The 19,031-nt window shown below is 67.6% G+C and carries 16 protein-coding genes; 10 read left to right on the top strand and 6 right to left on the bottom strand.

Annotated elements, in window-relative coordinates:
* Window positions 1–24: 24 nt before the first annotated feature.
* Both QFZ70_RS13340 and QFZ70_RS13335 read left to right on the top strand, forming a co-directional pair.
* Complete coding sequence (locus QFZ70_RS13340; protein WP_307096259.1) at window positions 25–366, top strand: hypothetical protein; 342 nt, start codon at window positions 25–27, stop codon at window positions 364–366.
* Window positions 359–1,462 (top strand): NADH:flavin oxidoreductase, encoded by a 1,104-nt coding sequence (locus QFZ70_RS13335; RefSeq protein WP_307096257.1) that lies wholly within the window; start codon window positions 359–361, stop codon window positions 1,460–1,462. The genes QFZ70_RS13340 and QFZ70_RS13335 overlap by 8 nt, the downstream gene beginning before the upstream one ends.
* 37 nt (window positions 1,463–1,499) lie before the next feature.
* Here the strand turns inward: QFZ70_RS13335 and QFZ70_RS13330 are convergent, their stop codons facing one another.
* Together QFZ70_RS13330 and QFZ70_RS13325 are read right to left on the bottom strand one after the other, a co-directional pair.
* On the bottom strand, window positions 1,500–2,567 hold the full coding sequence (locus QFZ70_RS13330) for a glycerophosphodiester phosphodiesterase family protein (RefSeq protein WP_307096255.1): 1,068 nt from the start codon (window positions 2,565–2,567) through the stop codon (window positions 1,500–1,502).
* 137 nt (window positions 2,568–2,704) lie between these two features.
* Window positions 2,705–3,937, bottom strand: coding sequence for an MFS transporter (locus QFZ70_RS13325; RefSeq protein WP_307096253.1), 1,233 nt, complete (start codon window positions 3,935–3,937; stop codon window positions 2,705–2,707).
* Window positions 3,938–4,130: 193 nt separating this feature from the next.
* On the opposite strand from QFZ70_RS13325, the gene QFZ70_RS13320 reads away from it, so the two are divergent.
* From QFZ70_RS13320 to QFZ70_RS13310, 3 genes are all read left to right on the top strand, one after another.
* Complete coding sequence (locus QFZ70_RS13320) at window positions 4,131–4,400, top strand: hypothetical protein (RefSeq protein ID WP_307096251.1); 270 nt, start codon at window positions 4,131–4,133, stop codon at window positions 4,398–4,400.
* 153 nt (window positions 4,401–4,553) lie between these two features.
* A complete protein-coding gene (locus tag QFZ70_RS13315) occupies window positions 4,554–5,540 on the top strand; it encodes an NAD(P)-dependent oxidoreductase (protein WP_307096249.1) in 987 nt (328 codons plus the stop codon).
* A 15-nt stretch (window positions 5,541–5,555) separates the two neighbouring features.
* A complete protein-coding gene (locus QFZ70_RS13310) occupies window positions 5,556–6,059 on the top strand; it encodes a DinB family protein (RefSeq protein WP_307096246.1) in 504 nt (167 codons plus the stop codon).
* 19 nt (window positions 6,060–6,078) lie between these two features.
* Here QFZ70_RS13310 and QFZ70_RS13305 read toward each other — a convergent pair whose 3' ends face one another.
* The gene (locus QFZ70_RS13305) at window positions 6,079–8,748 is read right to left on the bottom strand and encodes a PEP/pyruvate-binding domain-containing protein (protein ID WP_307096244.1); all 2,670 of its coding nucleotides are present in this window, start codon (window positions 8,746–8,748) and stop codon (window positions 6,079–6,081) included.
* A 207-nt stretch (window positions 8,749–8,955) separates the two neighbouring features.
* Here QFZ70_RS13305 and QFZ70_RS13300 point away from each other — a divergent pair, with 207 nt between their 5' ends.
* The gene (locus tag QFZ70_RS13300) at window positions 8,956–9,633 is read left to right on the top strand and encodes a diacylglycerol kinase family protein (RefSeq protein WP_373461589.1); all 678 of its coding nucleotides are present in this window, start codon (window positions 8,956–8,958) and stop codon (window positions 9,631–9,633) included.
* A 178-nt stretch (window positions 9,634–9,811) separates the two neighbouring features.
* Here the strand turns inward: QFZ70_RS13300 and QFZ70_RS13295 are convergent, their stop codons facing one another.
* The gene (locus QFZ70_RS13295; RefSeq protein ID WP_307096242.1) at window positions 9,812–10,264 is read right to left on the bottom strand and encodes a hypothetical protein; all 453 of its coding nucleotides are present in this window, start codon (window positions 10,262–10,264) and stop codon (window positions 9,812–9,814) included.
* A gap of 176 nt (window positions 10,265–10,440) precedes the next feature.
* Here QFZ70_RS13295 and QFZ70_RS13290 point away from each other — a divergent pair, with 176 nt between their 5' ends.
* From QFZ70_RS13290 to QFZ70_RS13275, 4 genes are all read left to right on the top strand, one after another.
* Window positions 10,441–10,923 carry a hypothetical protein gene (locus QFZ70_RS13290; RefSeq protein WP_307096240.1) on the top strand — a complete coding sequence of 161 codons (483 nt, stop codon included), beginning with the start codon at window positions 10,441–10,443 and terminating at the stop codon, window positions 10,921–10,923.
* A gap of 628 nt (window positions 10,924–11,551) precedes the next feature.
* Window positions 11,552–12,574 carry a 3-oxoacyl-ACP synthase III gene (locus QFZ70_RS13285; RefSeq protein WP_307097882.1) on the top strand — a complete coding sequence of 341 codons (1,023 nt, stop codon included), beginning with the start codon at window positions 11,552–11,554 and terminating at the stop codon, window positions 12,572–12,574.
* Window positions 12,568–15,258: an alpha/beta fold hydrolase gene (locus QFZ70_RS13280; RefSeq protein ID WP_307096238.1), complete on the top strand. Its 2,691-nt coding sequence runs from the start codon at window positions 12,568–12,570 to the stop codon at window positions 15,256–15,258. The genes QFZ70_RS13285 and QFZ70_RS13280 overlap by 7 nt, the downstream gene beginning before the upstream one ends.
* Window positions 15,255–16,244 (top strand): NAD(P)-dependent oxidoreductase, encoded by a 990-nt coding sequence (locus QFZ70_RS13275; protein ID WP_307096235.1) that lies wholly within the window; start codon window positions 15,255–15,257, stop codon window positions 16,242–16,244. Before QFZ70_RS13280 ends, QFZ70_RS13275 begins: the two co-directional genes overlap by 4 nt.
* An 80-nt stretch (window positions 16,245–16,324) precedes the next feature.
* On the opposite strand, the gene QFZ70_RS13270 is transcribed toward QFZ70_RS13275, so the two are convergent.
* The gene (locus QFZ70_RS13270) at window positions 16,325–17,893 is read right to left on the bottom strand and encodes a serine hydrolase (protein WP_307096233.1); all 1,569 of its coding nucleotides are present in this window, start codon (window positions 17,891–17,893) and stop codon (window positions 16,325–16,327) included.
* A gap of 128 nt (window positions 17,894–18,021) precedes the next feature.
* The gene (locus QFZ70_RS13265; protein ID WP_307096231.1) at window positions 18,022–19,026 is read right to left on the bottom strand and encodes a bile acid:sodium symporter family protein; all 1,005 of its coding nucleotides are present in this window, start codon (window positions 19,024–19,026) and stop codon (window positions 18,022–18,024) included.
* Window positions 19,027–19,031: the final 5 nt, after the last annotated feature.

The following is a 19,031-nucleotide window of genomic DNA, read 5'->3' as shown; positions in this document are numbered from 1 at the left end:
TGCGGTGCATGCGGAAGGACCACCGTGGCGGACCCCGCCCTGGGGCCGGTGCGGACTATGCGGCAACACCTGATCGTGGCCGCCACGGTCAACGCCCTCTGCACCGGCCTCCCCGGCGCGCCGAAGGTGACCGCCCTCAAGGACGGCTGGTTGATGACAGCCGCCGCAGGGGCCGCCCGGCAGTGCCAGACACTCGAAGAACTGTGGTCCGCTGTGCTCGGCTGCTTCACTGACGTGTCGGTTCTGGGCCACCTGCACAGACGCGGGCAGGCCTACGCAACTGATCCTGCCAACGCGGGCCTGCCTGCACAGGCTGCCGGGCTCCTGCCCGACCCGAACACTACCAAGGAGATTTTGAATGACTGATTACTCCCCGCTCTGGTCACCTATCCGGATCGGTGCCACCCACCTGGACAACCGGGTCGCGCTGGCTCCTATGACGCGGATCAGCGCAACCGAGGACGGGCAGGCCACGGAGAAGATGGCTTCCTACTACCAGACCTTTGCGCGCGGAGGCTTTGGGCTGCTGATCACGGAAGGTATCTACCCGGACACCGCCCACAGCCAGGGCTACCACTTCCAGCCGGGCCTCGCGACAGAGGAGCAGGCCCGGTCCTGGGCAAAAGTGGTCAACGGCGTGCACTCGGAGGGATCGAAAATCTTCGCCCAGCTAATGCACGCGGGGGCGCAGAGCCAGGGGAACCGCTTTGTCACTTCCTCCGTGGGGCCATCCGCGGTGGCACCCAAGGGGGAGCAGCTGGGCTTCTACCGCGGCGAAGGTCCCTACCCTGTTCCTTCCGCGATCACCTTGTCCCAGATGAAGGAGGTGCTGGACGGTTTCGTCACCGCCGCGCTGCGCGCACAACAGGCCGGATTCGACGGCGTGGAAATCCACGGGGCCAACGGCTACCTGCTGGACCAGTTCCTCACGGACTACCTGAACCAGCGCGATGACCACTACGGCGGATCACCGGAGAACAGGGTGCGATTCGCCGCTGAAATCTGCCGGGACGTCCGCGAGGCCGTTGGCCCGGACATGACGGTGGGAATCCGCATCTCCCAGTCCAAGGTCAGCGACACCGACCACAAGTGGAGCGGGGGAGTGGGGGAAGCCGAAGTCATTTTCGGCACCTTGGGTGCAACGGGGATCGATTTTGTCCACACCACCGAATACCGCGCCACCGAGCCTGCCTTCGCGGATGCAGAGGAATCCCTGGCCGCGCTGGCCAAACGGTACTGCGGGGTACCGGTTATCGCCAACGGCAAACTGGACGATCCGGACACCGCGGTGTCCATGCTGGCGGACGGCTCAGCGGACGTAATTGCCCTGGGCAAGGGAGCCTTGGCCAACCGGAACTGGCCGCATCTTGTCCGCAATAATATGGAATTCGAAGAGCTTGACCCCTCCGTGTTCGCTCCTTTTGCGGATGTCAAGGACTGGGAAGTCGAGGATCCCTCCTAAAAAATCCTGGACTCGGCGTAAACCAGAATTAGTGAGGTTAGCCCTTCACCCCATACGCCTTGGGCAGCTTCAGGCCGCGCTCCTCCATGAGGGTGCGCAGGCGGGTGGGGTAGTCGGTGATGATGCCGTCCACGCCCAGGTCCATCAGGTGCTCCATGTCCGCGGTGGTGTTCACGGTCCAGGGGATGACGGGCAGGCCCAGTTCGTGGGCTTCGGCGATCATCGCGGGGGTGACGGAGCTGAACGTGGGGGAGACGACGTCATACCCCTGCGCAGCTGCCGCCTTGGGCAGGGAACCGGCGTAGTCATCGATGTCTATGCCGCCCAGGTTCCGGCTGGCACCCGGCTGGCCGACGCCCATCCAGGCGTTGCCGCTGGAGAGCGCCACCAGCGGCAGCTCGGGCGCGATCTCCTTGGTGAGGTTCAGCGAGGACCAGTCGAACGACTGCACGGTGATGCGGTCCGCCATGCCGGACGCCTGGATCTCGGCCACCACGGCGCGGGTGAGGGACTCCATGCCGGCGCCGCCCACCTCGCTGCTCTCCACCTTGGTCTCCACGTTGAAGCGGACCTTCGCGGCGTTGGTATCCCGAACCAGCTGGTAGACGTCCTTGAGCTCCGCAATCCGGTTGCCCTCCACGACGTCCTGCTCCGGGTAGCCGGACAGCTGCTTGAAGCCGCAGTCGAGCGTCTTGATCTGCGCCAGGGACAGCTCGGCCACGCGGTCGCCCACGTACGGAAACTCGGGATCCGTGTCGGTGGTGGCGGCCGTGTCTTTGCACTTGCCGGCCTGGATGGTGTCGTCGTGCCACACGATCACCTTGCCGTCCTCGGTCAGGTGCGTGTCCAGCTCCAGTGTGGTGACGCCCAGCGCCAGGGAGTTTTCGAACGCGGCCAGGGACTCCTCGGTCCATTCACCACGGCCGCCGCGGTGGCTCTGCAGGTCGAAGGAGCCATTTCGCTCGTTGGTTCTAATTGCTGAGGTGGCGGTTCCAGCAGCGTTCGACGACGGCGTGCCGGCTTCGTTCCCGGAGCTCGCGACGGCGGGGCTCGCCATGGCGGCGATCAGGGCGGCGGCTGCCGCGGCAGTCAGGACGTGGCGCATGGGTGTTCCTCCTGGTGAGACGGGGACCGGCTGGTGGCCGGTGACCCGTCGACGCTAGGGAGGGCAGGTTGCGTGTTTGGTGCCGGGAGTTGGAGCGGAGGTTAACGCGGGGTGCCGGTCCTCTGTCATTCGGCAGGCTAGTGCTGGTGTTCCTTGACGGGCCGGGGCCGCTTCCACGTCGACTCGCGCGGGCCCGGCGGGTAGGCCGCCGTCTTTCCGGCGTAGGCGATAACCAGCGCCGCGATCACCGGGAGCGCAGCGGCTGCCGGCACCAGCAGCGGACCGGCCACCACCAGGGCGGCGGAGCCGTAGAGGGCGCCGATGGTGATACCCAGCTGGATGGTAAGGACCGTGAGCCCGTTGGCGGCGTCCTTGTTCTCCCGGCCGGCGCGGAGGATTGCCGACTGGTTGTAGATGCCGATCGCGCCGAGCCCGGCGCCCCACACTGTCATCAGTGCGAGTGCGATGACAAGGTTGCCACCCACGAACGGCAACGCCAGCATCGAGACGGCAATTGCCGCCGTCGTCATCAGCAGCGAACGGCGCGGGTGGGAATCAACGGTCATCCCGGCGATCCAGATGCCGAGCAGGCCGGCGACGCCGAGGACGGTGAGTGAGAGGCTGATGGCGTAGTCGGGCAGGCCGGCCTCGCGGATGTACGGGGCGATGTAGGTGAAGAGCGCGAAGTGGGCCAGGACCAGCAGCGGCCAGGCGATGGCGACGGACTTCACGCCGGGCTGGGCGATGGCCGCACGCATCGAAGGGCGGACCTCACCGGCGCCGCGCCGGACGGACGGCAGGAACAGGAAGCCCAGGATGGCGAGCAGCACGCCGAATCCGGCGAGTGCCATAAACGCCGAGCGCCAGCCGAGGACAGTGCCCAGCGCAGTGCCGATCGGGGCGCCGATGGCCAGGCCCAGGCTGTTGCCGCTGAAGACGATGGCGAGGGCCTTGCCCACCTTGTCGGCCGGGACCACGCGGGCGACGTACGGGGCCATGGTGGTCCAGAGCAGCCCGTGCGCCAGGCCGCCTACCAGCCGGGCCACCATCGCAAACTTGAAGTCGGGGGCGATGCCCACCAGGGCGTTGCTGAGCGCGAACGTCAGGACCAGTGCCACCAGCAAGGGCCGCTTCGGTATGTTGGCGAGCAGCCGCGCGGCGGGCACCACGGTGACCACGATGACGGCGGCGTAGGCGGCGGCAAGGTAGCCGGCCACCGGCTCGGACACATTCAAGCCGGCACTGATCTGGGGGAGCAGGCCGGAGGGGAGCAGTTCTGTGGTGATGGCGGTGAAGGCGATGGTGGCCAGGACAATCATGGCGGCCAGCGGGAAACGCTGGGGCGCCGGCGCGGAAATCGCGGAAGACATTAAGGGGGATTCCATTCAAGGGGGAGGGAGCGGAACCGGGCGCTGCTGGCCTAAACAATTCCTCCACCAAGTTTACAGGGTGAACTAAGGGCCCCGGTGCAATCCGGCGCGGTGTAGGGGGCCCTGCTGGTACCTGCCAGGCGCGATCTGCGCCAGACTGGAGGCCGGTCCCAACAACGAAAGCAGATTTCCCTTGATTACTCTCCAGCAGGACTCAGAAGGCTTCATCCGCATGAACCGGCACTACCCTGCCAGCGTCCGCATCAGGATCACCTTCACCGACGGCAGCACCGGGGAGTTCTCAGGCCAGACCCTCAATAACGCCTATGACGCAGCCGTTGCGGAATTCCGCGCGAAGAACGGCCTCGACGCGCGGGGATTCTCCAGGACGACTGCGGGCCGAACAAACTCCGGCAACACAGTGGATTTCGTCCGGGTGCACCCCGGAATGGGAAACGAGTAGCTGGCGCGCTCGCTCCCGGGCGTCGTCGCGGTGCCGGCCTGCGTTCCACCGGCAGGTGTTCCAGCAATTGGTCCTTCCACCCATTCCATCCAAGCCTCTAGCGTGGAGGCTGGAACATCGTGTCCGGGAAAATTGGCAAGAAGACGGAGAACCATGCGAATTGTTGTTATCGGTGGCAGCGGCCATATCGGCACCTTCCTCGTTCCCCGGCTGGTGCGTGCCGGCCATATGGTCATCAACATCAGCCGTGGAACCAGCAAGTCCTACGTCGAGGCGCCCGAGTGGCAGCAGGTGCGCCAGGTGATTGCCGACCGCGAGCAGGAGGACCGGGACGGCACCTTTGGGGAGCGGGTCGCGGCGCTGCAGGCCGACGTCGTGGTTGACCTGGTGTGCTTCACCCTCGAATCGGCAACCGCGCTGGTCAGCGCACTTCGTGGGAAGGCCGCCCATCTGCTGCATTGCGGGTCCATCTGGCGGTACGGGCCCAGCCGCAAGCTGCCCATCGCCGAGGGGTCCGACGCCGCCGCAGCCCCCATCGGTGACTACGGCATCCAGAAGGACACCATCGCGCGCATGCTGAAAGAAGAGACAGCAGCCGGGGGACTGGCCACCACGTCCCTGCACCCCGGGCACATCGTCGGACCGGGCTGGCACCCCATCGGCCCGCTCGGGAACCTTGACCCCACCGTCTGGCAGACCCTGTCCGCCGGCCAGCCGCTGCAGGTGCCCGGAAGCGGCACCGAAATGATGCACCATGTCCACGCAGACGACCTCGCCCAGGCCTTCGAGAAGGCCATCGAGCACCGGGACGCCGCCGCCGGCGAGGACTTCAACATCGTGGCCCCCACTGCGCTTAATGTCCGCGGATACGTGGAGATCGCCGCCGGTTGGTTCGGGCACCCGACGGCGCTGGAACCAATCTCCTGGGAGCAGTTCCGCGGCAGCACCACGCCTGAGCATGCCGACGCGAGCTGGGGCCACCTGTACCGCAACCACTGCTTCAGCATCGAAAAGGCCAAGTCGCTGCTGCACTATGCGCCCCGCTACGAGCCCGAAGAGGCTGTGCTCGAATCCGTCCGGTGGCTCATCGACCACGGGCACCTCAGAGTTGCCCGCCCGCTGACCGCCCCCGCCAACTGACCGAAGGGGACCTGGATGAAAATCAATGAGCTATTGCTGGAATCGTTCGGCCGGATCCGGGAGACGGTGGAGGCCACGCTGGAAGGGCTCGACGGCGATGCCCTCACCCGGCGGCCGGGCGGCACCGGGAACTCGATCGCCTGGCTGATCTGGCACCTCGGCCGGGTGGAGGACGCACAGGTGGCCGCCGCGGCCGGGCTGGAGCAGGTGTGGACGTCGCAGGATTTCGCTGGCCGCTTCGGCCTGCCGCTGCCGGAGCGGGACACCGGCTACGGCCACTCGAGTGACCAGGTGGACGCGGTCCAGGCCGGGCCGGAACTGCTGCTGGAGTACTACGATGCCGTGCACCGGCAGACCGCGGGCTTCCTCGCGGGACTCGGGGACGAGGACCTGGACCGCATCGTGGACCGGCACTGGGATCCGCCGGTCACGCTCGGTGTCCGGCTGGTGAGCACCCTTGCCGACTGCCTCCAGCACGTGGGGCAGGCCGCCTACGCCAGAGGGCTCGGGCGCACCTAGGAGAGTCGGAGCCACACGGCTACGCGCCCGTGCGCTCGATCGTGACGGTCCCGGCGTCGCCGTCCACGCTGATCTGCTGGCCGGTGGCAATCCGCTGCGTGGCTACCCCGGTGCCGAGGACGGCGGGGATGCCGTACTCGCGGGCCACGATGGAGCTGTGGCTCAGCGGGCCGCCCACGTCGGTCACCACGGCGGAGGCCATCGCGAACAGTGACGTCCAGGCCGGAGTGGTGATACGGGCCACCAGGACGTCCCCGGGTTCCATCTTGCCGAAGTCCTGCGGCCCGGCCAGAACCCGGGCCGGGGCGCTGACCCGGCCCGCGCTGGCGCCGACGCCTTTGATGATGTCGCCACTCTGGTGCTGCGAGCCGGCCGGCATCATCGACCCGAAGGCCCGCTCCATCCACCGGCTCTCGGGAAGCATCTGCGGGGCGGCGGCCTTCACCTGGCCCCGCCACAGCATCCTGCGCTCCTCAACGGCGGCGGCTCGGACGGGCCGCTCAGCTCCGGCAATGACGACGGCGGCCCGCGCCTCGGGCGCGCTGCCGCCCGGTGCGGTGAGACCGAACTCGACGGCGCTCCGCAGCTCCTGGAACCGCAACCAGAACACATCGTCCGGCGAATCGATGACCGAAGAATCAACCAGCCGCTGCCCGAGTTCGAGCAGCATCTGCCGCAGCAGAGGCCATGCAAGTCCGACGTCGGCCAGCGCGTCCTCGCGGAGCGGTGCGAGGTCCTGCGCCCACCGGAGCAGCCGGAAAAACACCGCCCGGCGCCGCGGCCCGAGGCGGCCGGCCATCTGCTTAGTGAGCGACTCCCGTCGCTCGGTCAGCTGCCGTTGCCGCTCATGCGGGTCGGTGCCCTGCCCGCGCAGGTAGAACTTCACCGTTTCCAGCAGGGCGGACGGGTCGTCGGCCGCCACCGGGCTGGCGAAATCGAGGTTGTAGACCGCGTGGCCGTACATGCCCAGGTGCTCCCGGAAGGTGAAGCGCCACTCCTGCCACAGGACGCCGTCCACCCCTTCCGGCGGCGAACCGGTGCGCAGGCACTCGGCGAGCACCGCCGTCGGACGCTCCACCAAAGCTGCTGTCAGCCTGGGGTCGCTGCGGGCCCAGCCAGCCAGATCGTACAGGGACTTCTCGGCGCGGATGGGTTCGCTGTCGTAGCCGAGGAGGAGCGTCTGGGCCGGCGGATCGCCGTCGCGCCGGACCAGCTTGTCGTAGAACGCCCGGAAGGAGATTTCGCTGGTGGCGGCGAGCGGAATAATCGACTGCACGGCGGTGTAGTACACGGTGCCGGCGTCCAGCAGCGCCTGTACGCCCGCCAGCAGTTCCTCACCGGACAGCTCGGCAACAGGCCGCGCTGACCAGTCCTTGATCATCCGTTCGTACCGGGGATGTGAGAACTCGCGCCAGCCGGCCACCCCCATATGCGCCTTGCCGCGGGCCAGCGCGCCCACCGCCGTCAGCGCCCTGCCCATCATCCGCCACATTCCCGAGCTGCGGTAATAGTAGTAGGCGTAGCCGTTGATGGTGGGCAGCCGCACATCGCCGTCGCGGATGACGTTTTTGCCGAGGGCCTCGGCCATCAGGGTTCTCAGCGACCGCGCCACGGACCCGTCGATCAGGTCGGCGAACAGCGGCGAGAGCGGGTCCGGCAGCTGTTCCACGATGCTCGCCCGGAAGTAGAGCCCGTTCGGATAGGGCAGCGGCCAGGCGTCCGGGGTGTCGGCCGCCGGTTCAGGCAGCGCCGTGATGGGACGGGACTGCAGGATGAAGAATGTGCCATCGGCCAGCGCCCACTCGATGTCCTGCGGCACCCCAAAATGCTCAGCGCTCCGCTTGCCAAGGCTGGCCAGCTCGGCCGCCGCCCGGTCATCAAGCACTGGCGCACGACGGCGGGCTGCCGCCACGGGCTGCTCCCGGGTCCCGTTCTCCGCGTAGACAGTCATGACTTCCTTGTCGGCTGTCTGCCGCGACACCACCGAGCCGGTCCCGGCATCGACCACCACGTCGTCCGTGGTGACCGTCCCGCTCACCACCGACTCGCCCAGGCCCCACGCGGCACTGATGACCGTCTGATCGCGCCGCCCGTTGGCGGGGTTGGCGGTAAACATGACCCCAGCGGCCTCGGCCTCCACCATCTGCTGGACGACGACGGCGAGGCGCACCTCGTCAGACCGCATGCCTTCGCGGGCGCGGTAGGCCATCGCACGCGCCGTCCAGAGGGAGGCCCAGCAGTCGGTCACGGCTTTCGCGAGGGCGCCAGTGCCGCGGACGTTGAGGTAGGTTTCCTGCTGCCCGGCGAAACTGGCCGATTCGAGGTCCTCGGCAGTGGCGGAGGAGCGCACCGCCACCGGCGTATCGTCACCGCCGAGACGCGCATAGGCGGCGGACAGTTCGGCTGCGATCCCGGCCGGCATGGTGCCGCTCAAGAAAAGGGTTCTGATCCGGTCCGAGGCATCCTCGTAGTCCTGGGGCGTAGCCTGCGGTGACAGCGTGGCCAGGTCCTGGATCGCCGCCGCGAGATTGTTGCGGGCGACAAAGTCCGAATAGGCGGCGGTGGTCAACACAAACCCTGCCGGGACCGGCAGCCCGGCTTGGATAAGGCCGCCCAGTCCGCCGGCCTTTCCGCCGGCCACGGCGACGTCGTCCCGCCCCACACTGCCTAAATCCTGAATAAAGGTCATGACTGTGCGTCCTTGCTGCCCGGTATCGGGCGCCTGGATAAACCTGGTCCTCAACATACTGGCACCAGAGCGGACAGGAGGCCACGGGCAGCCCTCCACCAGGACCAGTTCCGCTGCGTCTTCCACTGCACTGCTCCGACCTTTTGGGACGGGCCTGTCCAGAGCTAGGCTGGACTTGACCGCAACAGGGCCGGGAGGATGCGCAGCATGGCAGATGACCGGGCACCTGCCGCCTCCTTTGACCGGGTAGTTCTGATATTTAATCCCGGCAAAGTTGGAATGTCCGCGCGGATTGACGTCTTGCAGCGTGATCTAGCAACTGATCTGCCGAACCTGCCTGTTGACTTGCTGCCGACGGACTTTGCCGGGCATGCCCGCGATCTGGCTCGATCCGCGGCCGGGAGGGGATCCCCGCTCATAGTTTCGGTCAGCGGTGATGGCGGGTACAACGAGGTGGTTAACGGTGTGATGGGCGTTCCCGCCAACAGGGCGGTGTGCACTGTGCTCCCGGCAGGCAACGCCAATGATCATCACAGGAGCATGCCGGTAAGGCCGCTTACAGAGGCCATTCGCGAGAGCCGGATCCGCCGCATCGACCTGATGCGCATAACATTCCGTGGTGCAGAGGGGCAGCAGGTCGAGTACGCCCACTCATATGTGGGGTTCGGGCTCACTCCGCTAATGGCTATCGGAATCGAAAAGGGCGGAAAGGGGAAAGTCCTCGAACTCATTTCCGTGGCCCGGACGCTTTCTGGCCTGAGGCCGTTTGAGCTCGTGCGCGCCGATGGTGCCACAGCGCAGTTCGACAGCCTGATCCTGGCCAACATTTCGCGGATGGCGAAGTATGGGACAGTCAGCGAGCCGAACCACCCAGACGACGGTTGACGGCGAAGTGGTTCATGTTCAGGCAGGCACCCATGTTCTGGTGGAAAGCGCCCAGGGTGCTCTCGCCACCATCTGAAGGACCAGTCACGACGTTCCGACACGAGCCCGTGGTTTGGCTTCTGCCTCCCGGAGGGCGCCGTGCACATGGGGGACGAGAAGACCGGGAGGACGTAGCCGCTTAGTCGAATGAGGGCTGCCGGCCGGACCGGTAAGCAGAGGCGATGACGGGTTCGAGTTCGTCGATTACCGTTCGGTTCCCTGGAAGAACCACATGGGCAAGGAACTCCAATTCAAGGGTGGCAACGCCTGCCCCCACCGCCGCAAGTTTGGCGTCTATGGACAGGGCCAGGGCGTGCCAGAACCTGCGGTTTGCACGTTCGAGGACCTTAGCCTTCGCTTCGCGGATAGGGCCCTCCGCCGTGTCCCTCGGAATTACCGTGGTTCCATCAGACTGCGGCAACGGGACTACGATACGGAATTGCCTCCCGTCGCCCTTGAAAGCGATGGCGCTCCGGTTTTCACGCTGGCTGAAAAGAACGTCCGTCGCCCCATACTCCACAAGCGCTCGTTTGATGTGTTCCCGGGATGCCCCGCCGCTGAAGGAGTCGCCACGGGTGTAAGGACTTGTCATCGTCCAACTATGCGCCTTTCAGCCTGCTTCCTATACCCCAACGACACTGTGTTTCGCGCCCAATAGCAATGAGGACCGCAGCTCCCTTGCCCCGTAATCTTCCCGGATGCCGAAGGGGTGTTTCTGCGGCGCTGCCCGCCGTAGGCTATGGGCATCCATCACACCCAGGAGACAGCATGCGCAAAGCAAATCCAGTGACCGAACCCGAGCAGGTCCTCCCTCTTGCTGAGAACCTCATGGCCCACTTGGCCAAGGGGAGGGAATGGGCCACTCCCGGGGTACAGACGGCACTGCAACGGGCCGTGGCCGGGCTCGATACAGGCATTGAAACCGCATCACCCCGCCTCCAGGCAGTAGTGCGGCGGCTCGCTGACGAGCTCGCGGGCGGGGTGGAGACCCTGAGCCCGCGGGTCCAGGAGCGTTTGAAGCGGGTGGCGCCGAAAGCCGCGGCCGACATCGTGGATCCCGCCCCGGTCACGGCTGTGCGGCCAGCATCGCGGATGGCGTGGTGGATCGCAACTCTTCTGGCAGTCGCCGGGTTCGGCGTGTGGCGTTCCCTGCGGACGAACCGTGAAGAACCTGTGTCCCCGGCCCCCTCGCCGGACCGGGGCGGCGAGGACTTTGACGCCGATCCGGACCTCGCCGCGGGCCGTATCTAGAGGGCCCTCGGCAGGGCCTCACCCGGCTCTGCTCATAGGAACTGTCGTTATTGGTCCGCGGGAGGCGTTTACCCGCGGACCTTCCTGAGGCCCAACCTGCGCCGACGCGCCGGGCGCTGCCCGGTTAGCGGGCGGACCCGGCGCCAGGTTCTGTGGAGACGGTTGCGGCTGGTGCCAGCAGGAGGGGAAGCCGAAGCCACCAAGGACGAGCCGTTCCTGCGGCGCCGCACCCGTAGGAGTACCGCTACCGTCAATCCCAACCATACGAAAGCCGCACCAAAAACCAAGAACACCGCCGGGATCGACTCCATGATTGAGTTTAGGCCCGGAACCGCCCGCAGGCCCTACCCGTTCCTCTGGTGCCAACCATTTCCCCAAATGAGTTCCCCATTCTTCTGTCGGCTGACCCCTAATGCTTCCCTTTTCCGGTTGGCGGTCCGACGTTGCGCCTATATCATTTCCTAAGCATGCTTACCATTGCCGTTCGAGTCAGTCAGTCAGCGGCATGGCGGGTCTGTCTCTGGTGCACGATTGACCGGAGCAGGCGCCAGCCAAGTTAAGCTTTGAACTTGCGCTTATGGGTACAGTCACCGCATAAGTGCAGGACGGAAACGAACAGGGGCTTGATTTGGCAGGGAATGCAACCTTCCGGCACAGCAACACGGCGCTGCTTTCGGTAAGCAGTGTCGAGGCTCCGAGGATCGTCAGTTCCACGGATTTCGACCGCAGGCTGGCGTCCACCCTGCAGCGGCTGAAATTCCCGCCCCGGCTGTTGGAGCGCGTTGCCGGCGTAACGCACCGCCGCTGGTGGGCGGCCGGCACCTCCTTTGATGATGCTGCTGCCGAAGCCGGAGCGAAAGCCCTGGCCGAGGCAGGTGTGGAGGCGTCTGACGTCGGCCTGCTGATCAACACTTCGGTGACGCGGCGCAATCTGGAACCGTCCGTCGCGGTGAAGATCCATCACGGACTCGGCCTCCCGTCGTCGGCCATGAACTTTGACTTGGCCAATGCCTGCCTGGGGTTCGTGAACGGCCTGACGCTCGCGGCCAATATGATCGACTCCGGCCAGATCAAGTACGCGGTGATCGTCAATGGCGAGGACGCCGAGTCCACGCAGGAGGCCACGCTGGCCCGGCTCGAGCGGCCGGAGACCACGCGCGAGGACTTCAACCGCGAGTTCGCCACCCTCACCCTGGGCTCCGGGGCTGCCGCCGCCGTCCTCGGCCCCGCAGACCAGCACCCCGGTGCCCACCGGATCCTGGGCGGCGTGATGCGTGCCGGCACCGAACACCATGAGCTGTGCGTGGGCGGCATTGACGGCATGGCCACCGACACAAAAGGCCTGCTCGACGGCGGCCTGCAGCTCGTCGTCGACGCCTGGCACGAAGCCCGGCCGGAGTGGGACTGGGCAGCCATGGACCGGTACGTCACGCACCAGGTGAGCAACGCCTACACGCAGGCCATCATCGACGCCATCGACCTGGATCCCGACAAGGTGCCCATCACGTTCCCGCACTGGGGCAACGTGGGCCCGGCCTCCCTCCCCATGACCCTTGCCGCCGAAGCGCAGTCCCTTGAAGCAGGGGACCGGGTGCTCTGCATGGGTGTGGGGTCCGGGCTTAACACCGCGATGCTGGAAATCGTTTGGTAGCCGCGGGCTGGCCCGGCGTCCGCGCGGGATGGTCGCGCGAAATTGATGTGCCGTCCACGTCCGACGCCGATGCGCCGGGCACAGTGCGCCGCTGGCACCTGCTGGACAACGGCGAAGAGCTGGCCCGCCTGGGCCTGACTCCCGCCGGAACCCTGCTGTGCGTGCACGGCAACCCCACCTGGTCGTACCTGTGGCGGACGCTGCTGGCCGCCGGCTCGGACCCGGCACATCCATGGCGCGTCATCGCTGTGGACCAGCTGGACATGGGTTACTCCGAGCGCACGGGCACCTTCCGGCGCCTGGCGGACCGGATCAACGACCTCGGCGACCTGACGTACGCACTGGGCCTGGACGGCCCCGTGATTACGGTGGGGCACGACTGGGGCGGCGTGATCAGCCTGGGCTGGGCCCTGGCGCACCCGCAGCAGCTCGCCGGGGTGGTGCTGACCAACACAGCGGTCCATCAGCCGACCAGTTCGGCCATCCCGCCGGCCCTGCGGCTGGCCCTGCACCCGGCCGTGCACGGGTGGGGGACCACGACGTCGGACGCCTTCCTGCGGGTGACGCACTCGCTGGCGCACCCGCCGCTGCCGGCCGACATCCGCAAGGCCTACATGGCGCCTTACCGCGGGGCCGACCGCCGGACCGGGGTCGGAAACTTCGTCGCCGACATTCCCGTGGACGCGTCCCACCCCAGCTTCCCGGCGCTGACCAGCGTTGCGGAAGGCCTGCGCGGGTTGAAGGTCCCGGCGCTGATGCTCTGGGGCCCGCGGGACCCCATTTTCTCGGACCGGTACCTCAAGGACCTTCTCACCCGGCTTCCGCACGCTGACGTGCACCGCTTCGAGGGTGCCGGCCATCTCGTGGCGGAGGACCGGAACATTGCAGCGCCGGTTTTCCAGTGGCTCGCGGAGAACGTTAATGTCAACGGAAGTGATGCCTTGGACGGCACAACGACCGGTGGCCCGGGGCGGCAGGATGCGCCCGAACCGGAGCCCGCGGACTTCCGTCCCCTCTGGGACCTGCTCGGCCAGCAGGCGGCAGGGGCGGCGGGAGTAGATACCGCCGTCGCGGAGATGGCGCCGGACGGCACCACCGCCCGCTCGCTCAGCTGGCAACAGCTGGACCGGAACATCCTCGACCTCGCCGCAGGGCTGCAGGAAGCGGGAGTGGGACGCGGCAGCCGGGTGAGCCTGATGGTTCCGCCCGGGGTGGACCTGACGGTAGCCCTATACGCCTGCCTGCGCCTGGGCGCCGTGGTGGTGGTGGCCGACGCCGGACTGGGAACCAAAGGCCTGAGCCGCGCCGTGAAAGGCGCCACCCCCGATTTCCTCATCGGGATCGACAAGGCGCTCGCCGCTGCCTCCGTGCTCGGCTGGCCGGGACGGCGGATCAGCGTGCAGGACCTCCCGGCCGCCCGCCGTCGGCTGCTCGGCGTCGAGACCTCCCTCACCGCACTGTCCCGTTCGGGTGCCGGCCGCGGATCAGCACAGCTGACGGACAGTGTGAACCCGGATTCCCCGGCCGCGGTCCTCTTCACGTCCGGGTCCACCGGCCCCGCCAAAGGTGTGCTCTACACGCACCGGCAGCTGGCCGCCATGCGGGATACCGTGGCCGCAACCTTTGCGATCCGTCCCGGCGCGCGGCTGGTGGCAGGCTTCGCCCCTTTTGCTTTGCTGGGACCGGCGCTCGGAGCGGTGTCGGTGACGCCGGCCATGGATGTCACGGCGCCCCGCACTTTGATGGCCAGTGCGCTCGCGGACGCCGCCGCAGCCATCGACGCCACGGTGGTCTTCGCCTCGCCGGCCGCTCTCCGCAACGTCCTCGCCACCAAGGACGGACTGAGCGAGGCGGGGCACAAGGCGCTGGAGGGTATCGAGCTGCTGCTGTCCGCCGGCGCGCCCGTCCCGGCACCGCTGCTGGCTGAGGTCCAGAGGCTGCTGCCCCGGGCCTCGCTGCACACCCCGTACGGGATGACTGAGGCGCTGCCGGTCACCGACATCAGCCTCGAACAGATCCAGGCGGCCGACGCCGATGCTGCCGCCGGCACCGTGCCGGGAGCAGGCAACGGCGTGTGCGTGGGAAAGCCGGTGCACGGCGCCCGCGTGGCAGTTGTCCAGTTGGCACAGAATGGCACTGCACCCGGGTGCCATTCCGTGACGGAAGCCGGCGTGACCGGCGAGATCCTGGTCAGCGCTGCGCACGTCAAGGAAGAGTACGACAGGCTCTGGCTGATCCAGCAGGAGAGCACCAGTGTGCCCGGATGGCACCGCACCGGCGATGTGGGGCACTTCGACGCCGCCGGCCGGCTCTGGGTGGAGGGACGCCTCGCCCATGTGGTGACGGCTCCCGGTGCTGTGGTGACACCCGTCGGCGCGGAACAGGCCATCGAACGCCTGGACAGCGTCCGGCTGGCGGCCATCGCCGGGGTGGGACCGGCCGGCACCCAGGCCGTGGTCGCCGTCGTCGAGACCGTCCCTCCGGCACGCAAAGCCGGTCCTGCTGCGCCGCAACTTGCAGGGCATGTCCGCGGCGCGGCCCGGAAGGCTGGCGTAAGTGTCTCCGCCGTGCTCGTCGTCCCCGCCCAGCCCACCGACATCCGGCACAACGCCAAGATCGACAGGAGCCGCCTGTCGCGCTGGGCTACACGGGTGCTGGCTGGCGGCCGTCCGGGAAAACCGTGAGGGTCCTGGTCACCGGCGCCAGCGGGCTGCTAGGGGGAGAAGTGGCCCGGCTCCTGGTGCGCCAGGGCCATGATGTGGGGACCTTCCAGCGCCGTCCGTCAGGGGTCGACGGCGCCACTGACGTCCGCGGGTCACTCGCCGACGACGGGGTGCTGCGGGAAGCAGTTCGAGGGGCGGAAGGAGTCATCCATCTGGCCGCGAAGGTTTCCTTCACGGGCCGGGCCGGGGAGTTCGACGAGGTGAACGTCGAAGGAACCCGCCGCCTGCTCCAATGCGCCCGTGCGGCCGGGGTGCGGGACGTCGTGTTTGTGTCCTCGCCGTCCGTGGCCAATTCCGGCGCCGCCATCGCCGGGCTGGGCGCGGAGCCGGCGGACCCGAAGCGAGCGCATGGTGACTATTCCCGCACGAAGGCCGAGGCGGAGCTGCTGGCGTTGGCGGCGGACGCTCCGGACTTCCGGGTGGCGGCGGTGCGCCCGCACATCGTGTGGGGCCCCGGCGACACCCAGCTGGTGGAACGGGTCCTGGCACGCGCCAGCCAGGGCCGCCTGCCGTTGCTTGACGCTGGCGCGGCCTTGATCGACACCACCTACGTGGACAATGCGGCCTCGGCAATTGTGGCCGCGCTGCACCGCATGGACCACGTCCATGGCAGGGCCCTGGTAGTGAGCAACGGCGAGCCGCGTCCGGTGGGCGAGCTGCTGGCCGGCATCTGCGCTGCGGGCGGGGTTGCCGCGCCGCGGTGGTCGGTGCCGGGCGGGGTGGCGCGTGCGGCGGGAGCGGTGGTGGAGAAGCTGTGGACTTTGGCCGGGCGGCAAGAGGAGCCGCCGATGACCAGGTTCCTCGCCGAGCAGCTCTCCACCGCCCACTGGTTCGACCAACGCGAAACCCAGGAGCTCCTGGACTGGACGCCCGCTGTCTCGCTGGATGAGGGACTGGCGAAGCTGGCCGAGCACTATGGTGCCGGACCAGCGGCCCGCCGCTCCTAAGCGCGCTGGAAAGACGAGCGGGACGCTGGCCCTGATTGCTGCGCGCGCCGGCATATGAAGTATTCGGCCACCACCAGTCCCTATGCCACTACAGGGCGGGCCCGCATGCGAGCGAGGAGCCAGACTGTCCGCGGGACCGGCCAGAGGATGGCCAGGGCGAGGGCGGGCACCAGTGAGATGCCGACGTCGGGAAACTGGCGGACCACAACGAACAGGTGCGTGTCGAACCTGGTCGGGGCGTAGTCGAGGCACAGCCACAGGACGAAGGCGTCGAGGGCGAGGGCCGCAGCGGCGTAGGCAAGGGGAGTCCGCCTGCCCGCGGAATGTGGGCGGAGCAGCAACCGCAGTGCCAGCCACAGGCTCAGCAGTTCGGCGAGCAGCAGTCCCATGGCAACCGCCCAGCTGTACCGCTGAAGCCAGTCCTCCTGGACAACGGCAGGCACCGGGGACCGCCCGTGAAGGATCCGCAGGAGGTTGGTGTCGATGGCCTTCAGCCGGGACGGGGCGGCGGCAGGATTGGCGTTGATCACCAGCGCCACGCCCAGCCCCGAGGACGGAACCATGCCCAGGTAGGTGTGGCTGTTGCCCCATTCGCCTTGATGCTCGAGCAGCAGCGGCAACGCCTCCTCGGGGACGGGAGGAGCCGCGGGATCGGCGGATTCCACCAGCGGCCGGGTGAACCAGCCCATGGCGTACTGCTTGGCTTCGTCAATCCGCACGCCGGGCTCGAACATCGCCGCCACACTCTCGGGCCGGAGGATCCGGGCGGCGCCGTACCCGCCGCCGTCGAGCAGTGCGGTCAGCTCATGGCCCAGGTCCTCGGCCGAGGCGTACAGAGTGGAGGAGGGAGTCCCGGCAGTGGGTGCGGGTACGTCGGTCTGGCGCCAGAAGGAGCCGAACCAGAGGGAGTAGCCGGCGGCGGCGTTGTCGGCGCGGGCCGCGGCGCGCGTCGGGTGGCTGTGCACCATCTCCAGCGGCCCGAAGACGTGTTCCTTCAGGTAGTCCCCGAACGGCTGGCCGGAGACCGTCTGCACCAGGAGGCCCAGGATGTTGAAGTTGGCGCTGGCGTAGTGGAAGGCCTCACCCGGATTGCCGGCCAGAGGTGAACCTGCCAGTGCGCGGACGCCTTCTTCCAGGGCCTCCGGGGTCTGCGCGTCCGAGGCCTCGAAGGCGGTGTCCCTGGACCCCATGCCGCTGGCCTGGTGGAGCAGGTGCCGCACCGTAATTGCTTGGGAGCGGCTGTCGTCAAGTGTGAACCAGGGCAGGTAAGTCTGTACCGGCTCGTCGAGCCGCAGCCGGCCGGCCTCCACCTGCTGCATTACGGCGATGGCCGTGAGGGACTTGCTGGTGGAGGCGAGCAGGACCGGCGTCTGCGCGGTCATCGGCCTGCCGGAGTCGTCGGCGCGGCCGAAGGCGGCCGAGTGCACTTGGGTGCCGTTGCGGACGACGGCGACTGCCGCACCGGGAATGCCTAGCGTTTCGAGCTGCTCGCGGAGGTAGGAGTCCAGTGCTGCGTAGGTTTGCTCAAGATTTGCTGGTTCCGCATACGTTGTGCCGGCGTATGTTGCGGTGGGAGTGCCACTGCCGAGGAGCCCTGCGACCAGGAAGCACAGCAGCAGGCAGCGCGATGACCACCATATTGTCTGCATGGCTGCACCTGCTTCGGCTGTCCGTCACTTCACGGTAGGGCCTGGCCAAGCGGAAGACAACGCATGGCCGGGCGCTACCGGACGCGCCTCAAGTGCGAGGCTCGCGGCAGATACTTCTGGAAGTGCGCCTACTCCGTGACAGCCACCGGAACCGGCTCACCGGGGCGTGCGGCAGGAGTGCTGCGGCGGCGCCAGTAGGCCGCGAGGACCGCGCCCGAAACGTTGTGCCAGACCGAGAAGATGGCGGCAGGCAGGGCGGACTCGGGAGTCAGGTACTGCCGGGACAACGCTGCGGCAAGCCCTGAGTTCTGCATCCCAACCTCAATCGCGGTGGTGCGCCTGGCGGGGATGGGCAACTTGAACAGGCGGGCTGCGCCGTAGCCGAGGGCATAGCCAAGGCCGTTGTGCAGGATGACCGCGGCCAGGACCAACAGTCCGGCAGTGAAGATGGCCTTGGCGCTTCCAGCGACGACCGCTACCACCACAAGGGTGATGGCGAGGACGGAAATCCAGGGAAGGGCAGGCAGCGCCTTAGTGACCAAACGTGGCAGGAAGACACGGAGCACGAGTCCCAGCAGCACAGGGATCAGCACCACCTGGACGATGGACCACGCCATCGAGCCGGCATCCACCGGCATGTACTGGCCAGCCAGCCACAGAGCCAGCACGGGGGTCAGCAGCGGAGCGAGCAGCGTGGAAACGGACGTCATGGCAACGGACAAGGCAACGTCGCCCTTGGCCAGGTAGGACACCACGTTCGACGCCGTTCCACCCGGGCAGCAGCCCACCAGGATTACCCCGGCGGCCAGTGCAGGCGGCAGGCCCAACGCCGCGGCAACCAGCCAGCCAAGCAGCGGCATGATGACGTACTGCGCCACAACACCAATCACCACCGGAACCGGGCGCTTGGCGATGATGGCGAAGTCAGGGGGCGTAAGCGTCAGGCCCATGCCGAACATAATGACGCCCAGCAGTGGAGTGATCCACGGGGCCAAGCCCGTAAAGGCTGTTGGCATGGCAAGCGCTATGGCGCCTCCGGCCAGGATGAGGATGGGAAAGAGCGTGACGGCGACGCGGGCGCTGCGTTCTTCGGCGGCGGATGCCGTGGTGGAAGATTTGGATAAGGGAGACATACCTA

Source organism: Arthrobacter sp. V1I9 (genome assembly GCF_030817075.1).
GTDB lineage: Bacteria > Actinomycetota > Actinomycetes > Actinomycetales > Micrococcaceae > Arthrobacter.
This window is presented reverse-complemented; position numbering and strand designations above follow the sequence as displayed.

Excerpts from the sequence above, each read along its gene's own strand:
- QFZ70_RS13335 (WP_307096257.1), top strand. The coding sequence starts at position 359 with ATGACTGATTACTCCCCGCTCTGGTCACCTATCCGGATCGGTGCCACC.
- QFZ70_RS13330 (WP_307096255.1), bottom strand. The coding sequence starts at position 2,567 with ATGCGCCACGTCCTGACTGCCGCGGCAGCCGCCGCCCTGATCGCCGCC.
- QFZ70_RS13325 (WP_307096253.1), bottom strand. The coding sequence starts at position 3,937 with ATGTCTTCCGCGATTTCCGCGCCGGCGCCCCAGCGTTTCCCGCTGGCC.
- QFZ70_RS13315 (WP_307096249.1), top strand. The coding sequence starts at position 4,554 with ATGCGAATTGTTGTTATCGGTGGCAGCGGCCATATCGGCACCTTCCTC.
- QFZ70_RS13310 (WP_307096246.1), top strand. The coding sequence starts at position 5,556 with ATGAAAATCAATGAGCTATTGCTGGAATCGTTCGGCCGGATCCGGGAG.
- QFZ70_RS13305 (WP_307096244.1), bottom strand. The coding sequence starts at position 8,748 with ATGACCTTTATTCAGGATTTAGGCAGTGTGGGGCGGGACGACGTCGCC.
- QFZ70_RS13300 (WP_373461589.1), top strand. The coding sequence starts at position 8,956 with ATGGCAGATGACCGGGCACCTGCCGCCTCCTTTGACCGGGTAGTTCTG.
- QFZ70_RS13295 (WP_307096242.1), bottom strand. The coding sequence starts at position 10,264 with ATGACAAGTCCTTACACCCGTGGCGACTCCTTCAGCGGCGGGGCATCC.
- QFZ70_RS13290 (WP_307096240.1), top strand. The coding sequence starts at position 10,441 with ATGCGCAAAGCAAATCCAGTGACCGAACCCGAGCAGGTCCTCCCTCTT.
- QFZ70_RS13270 (WP_307096233.1), bottom strand. The coding sequence starts at position 17,893 with ATGCAGACAATATGGTGGTCATCGCGCTGCCTGCTGCTGTGCTTCCTG.
- QFZ70_RS13265 (WP_307096231.1), bottom strand. The coding sequence starts at position 19,026 with ATGTCTCCCTTATCCAAATCTTCCACCACGGCATCCGCCGCCGAAGAA.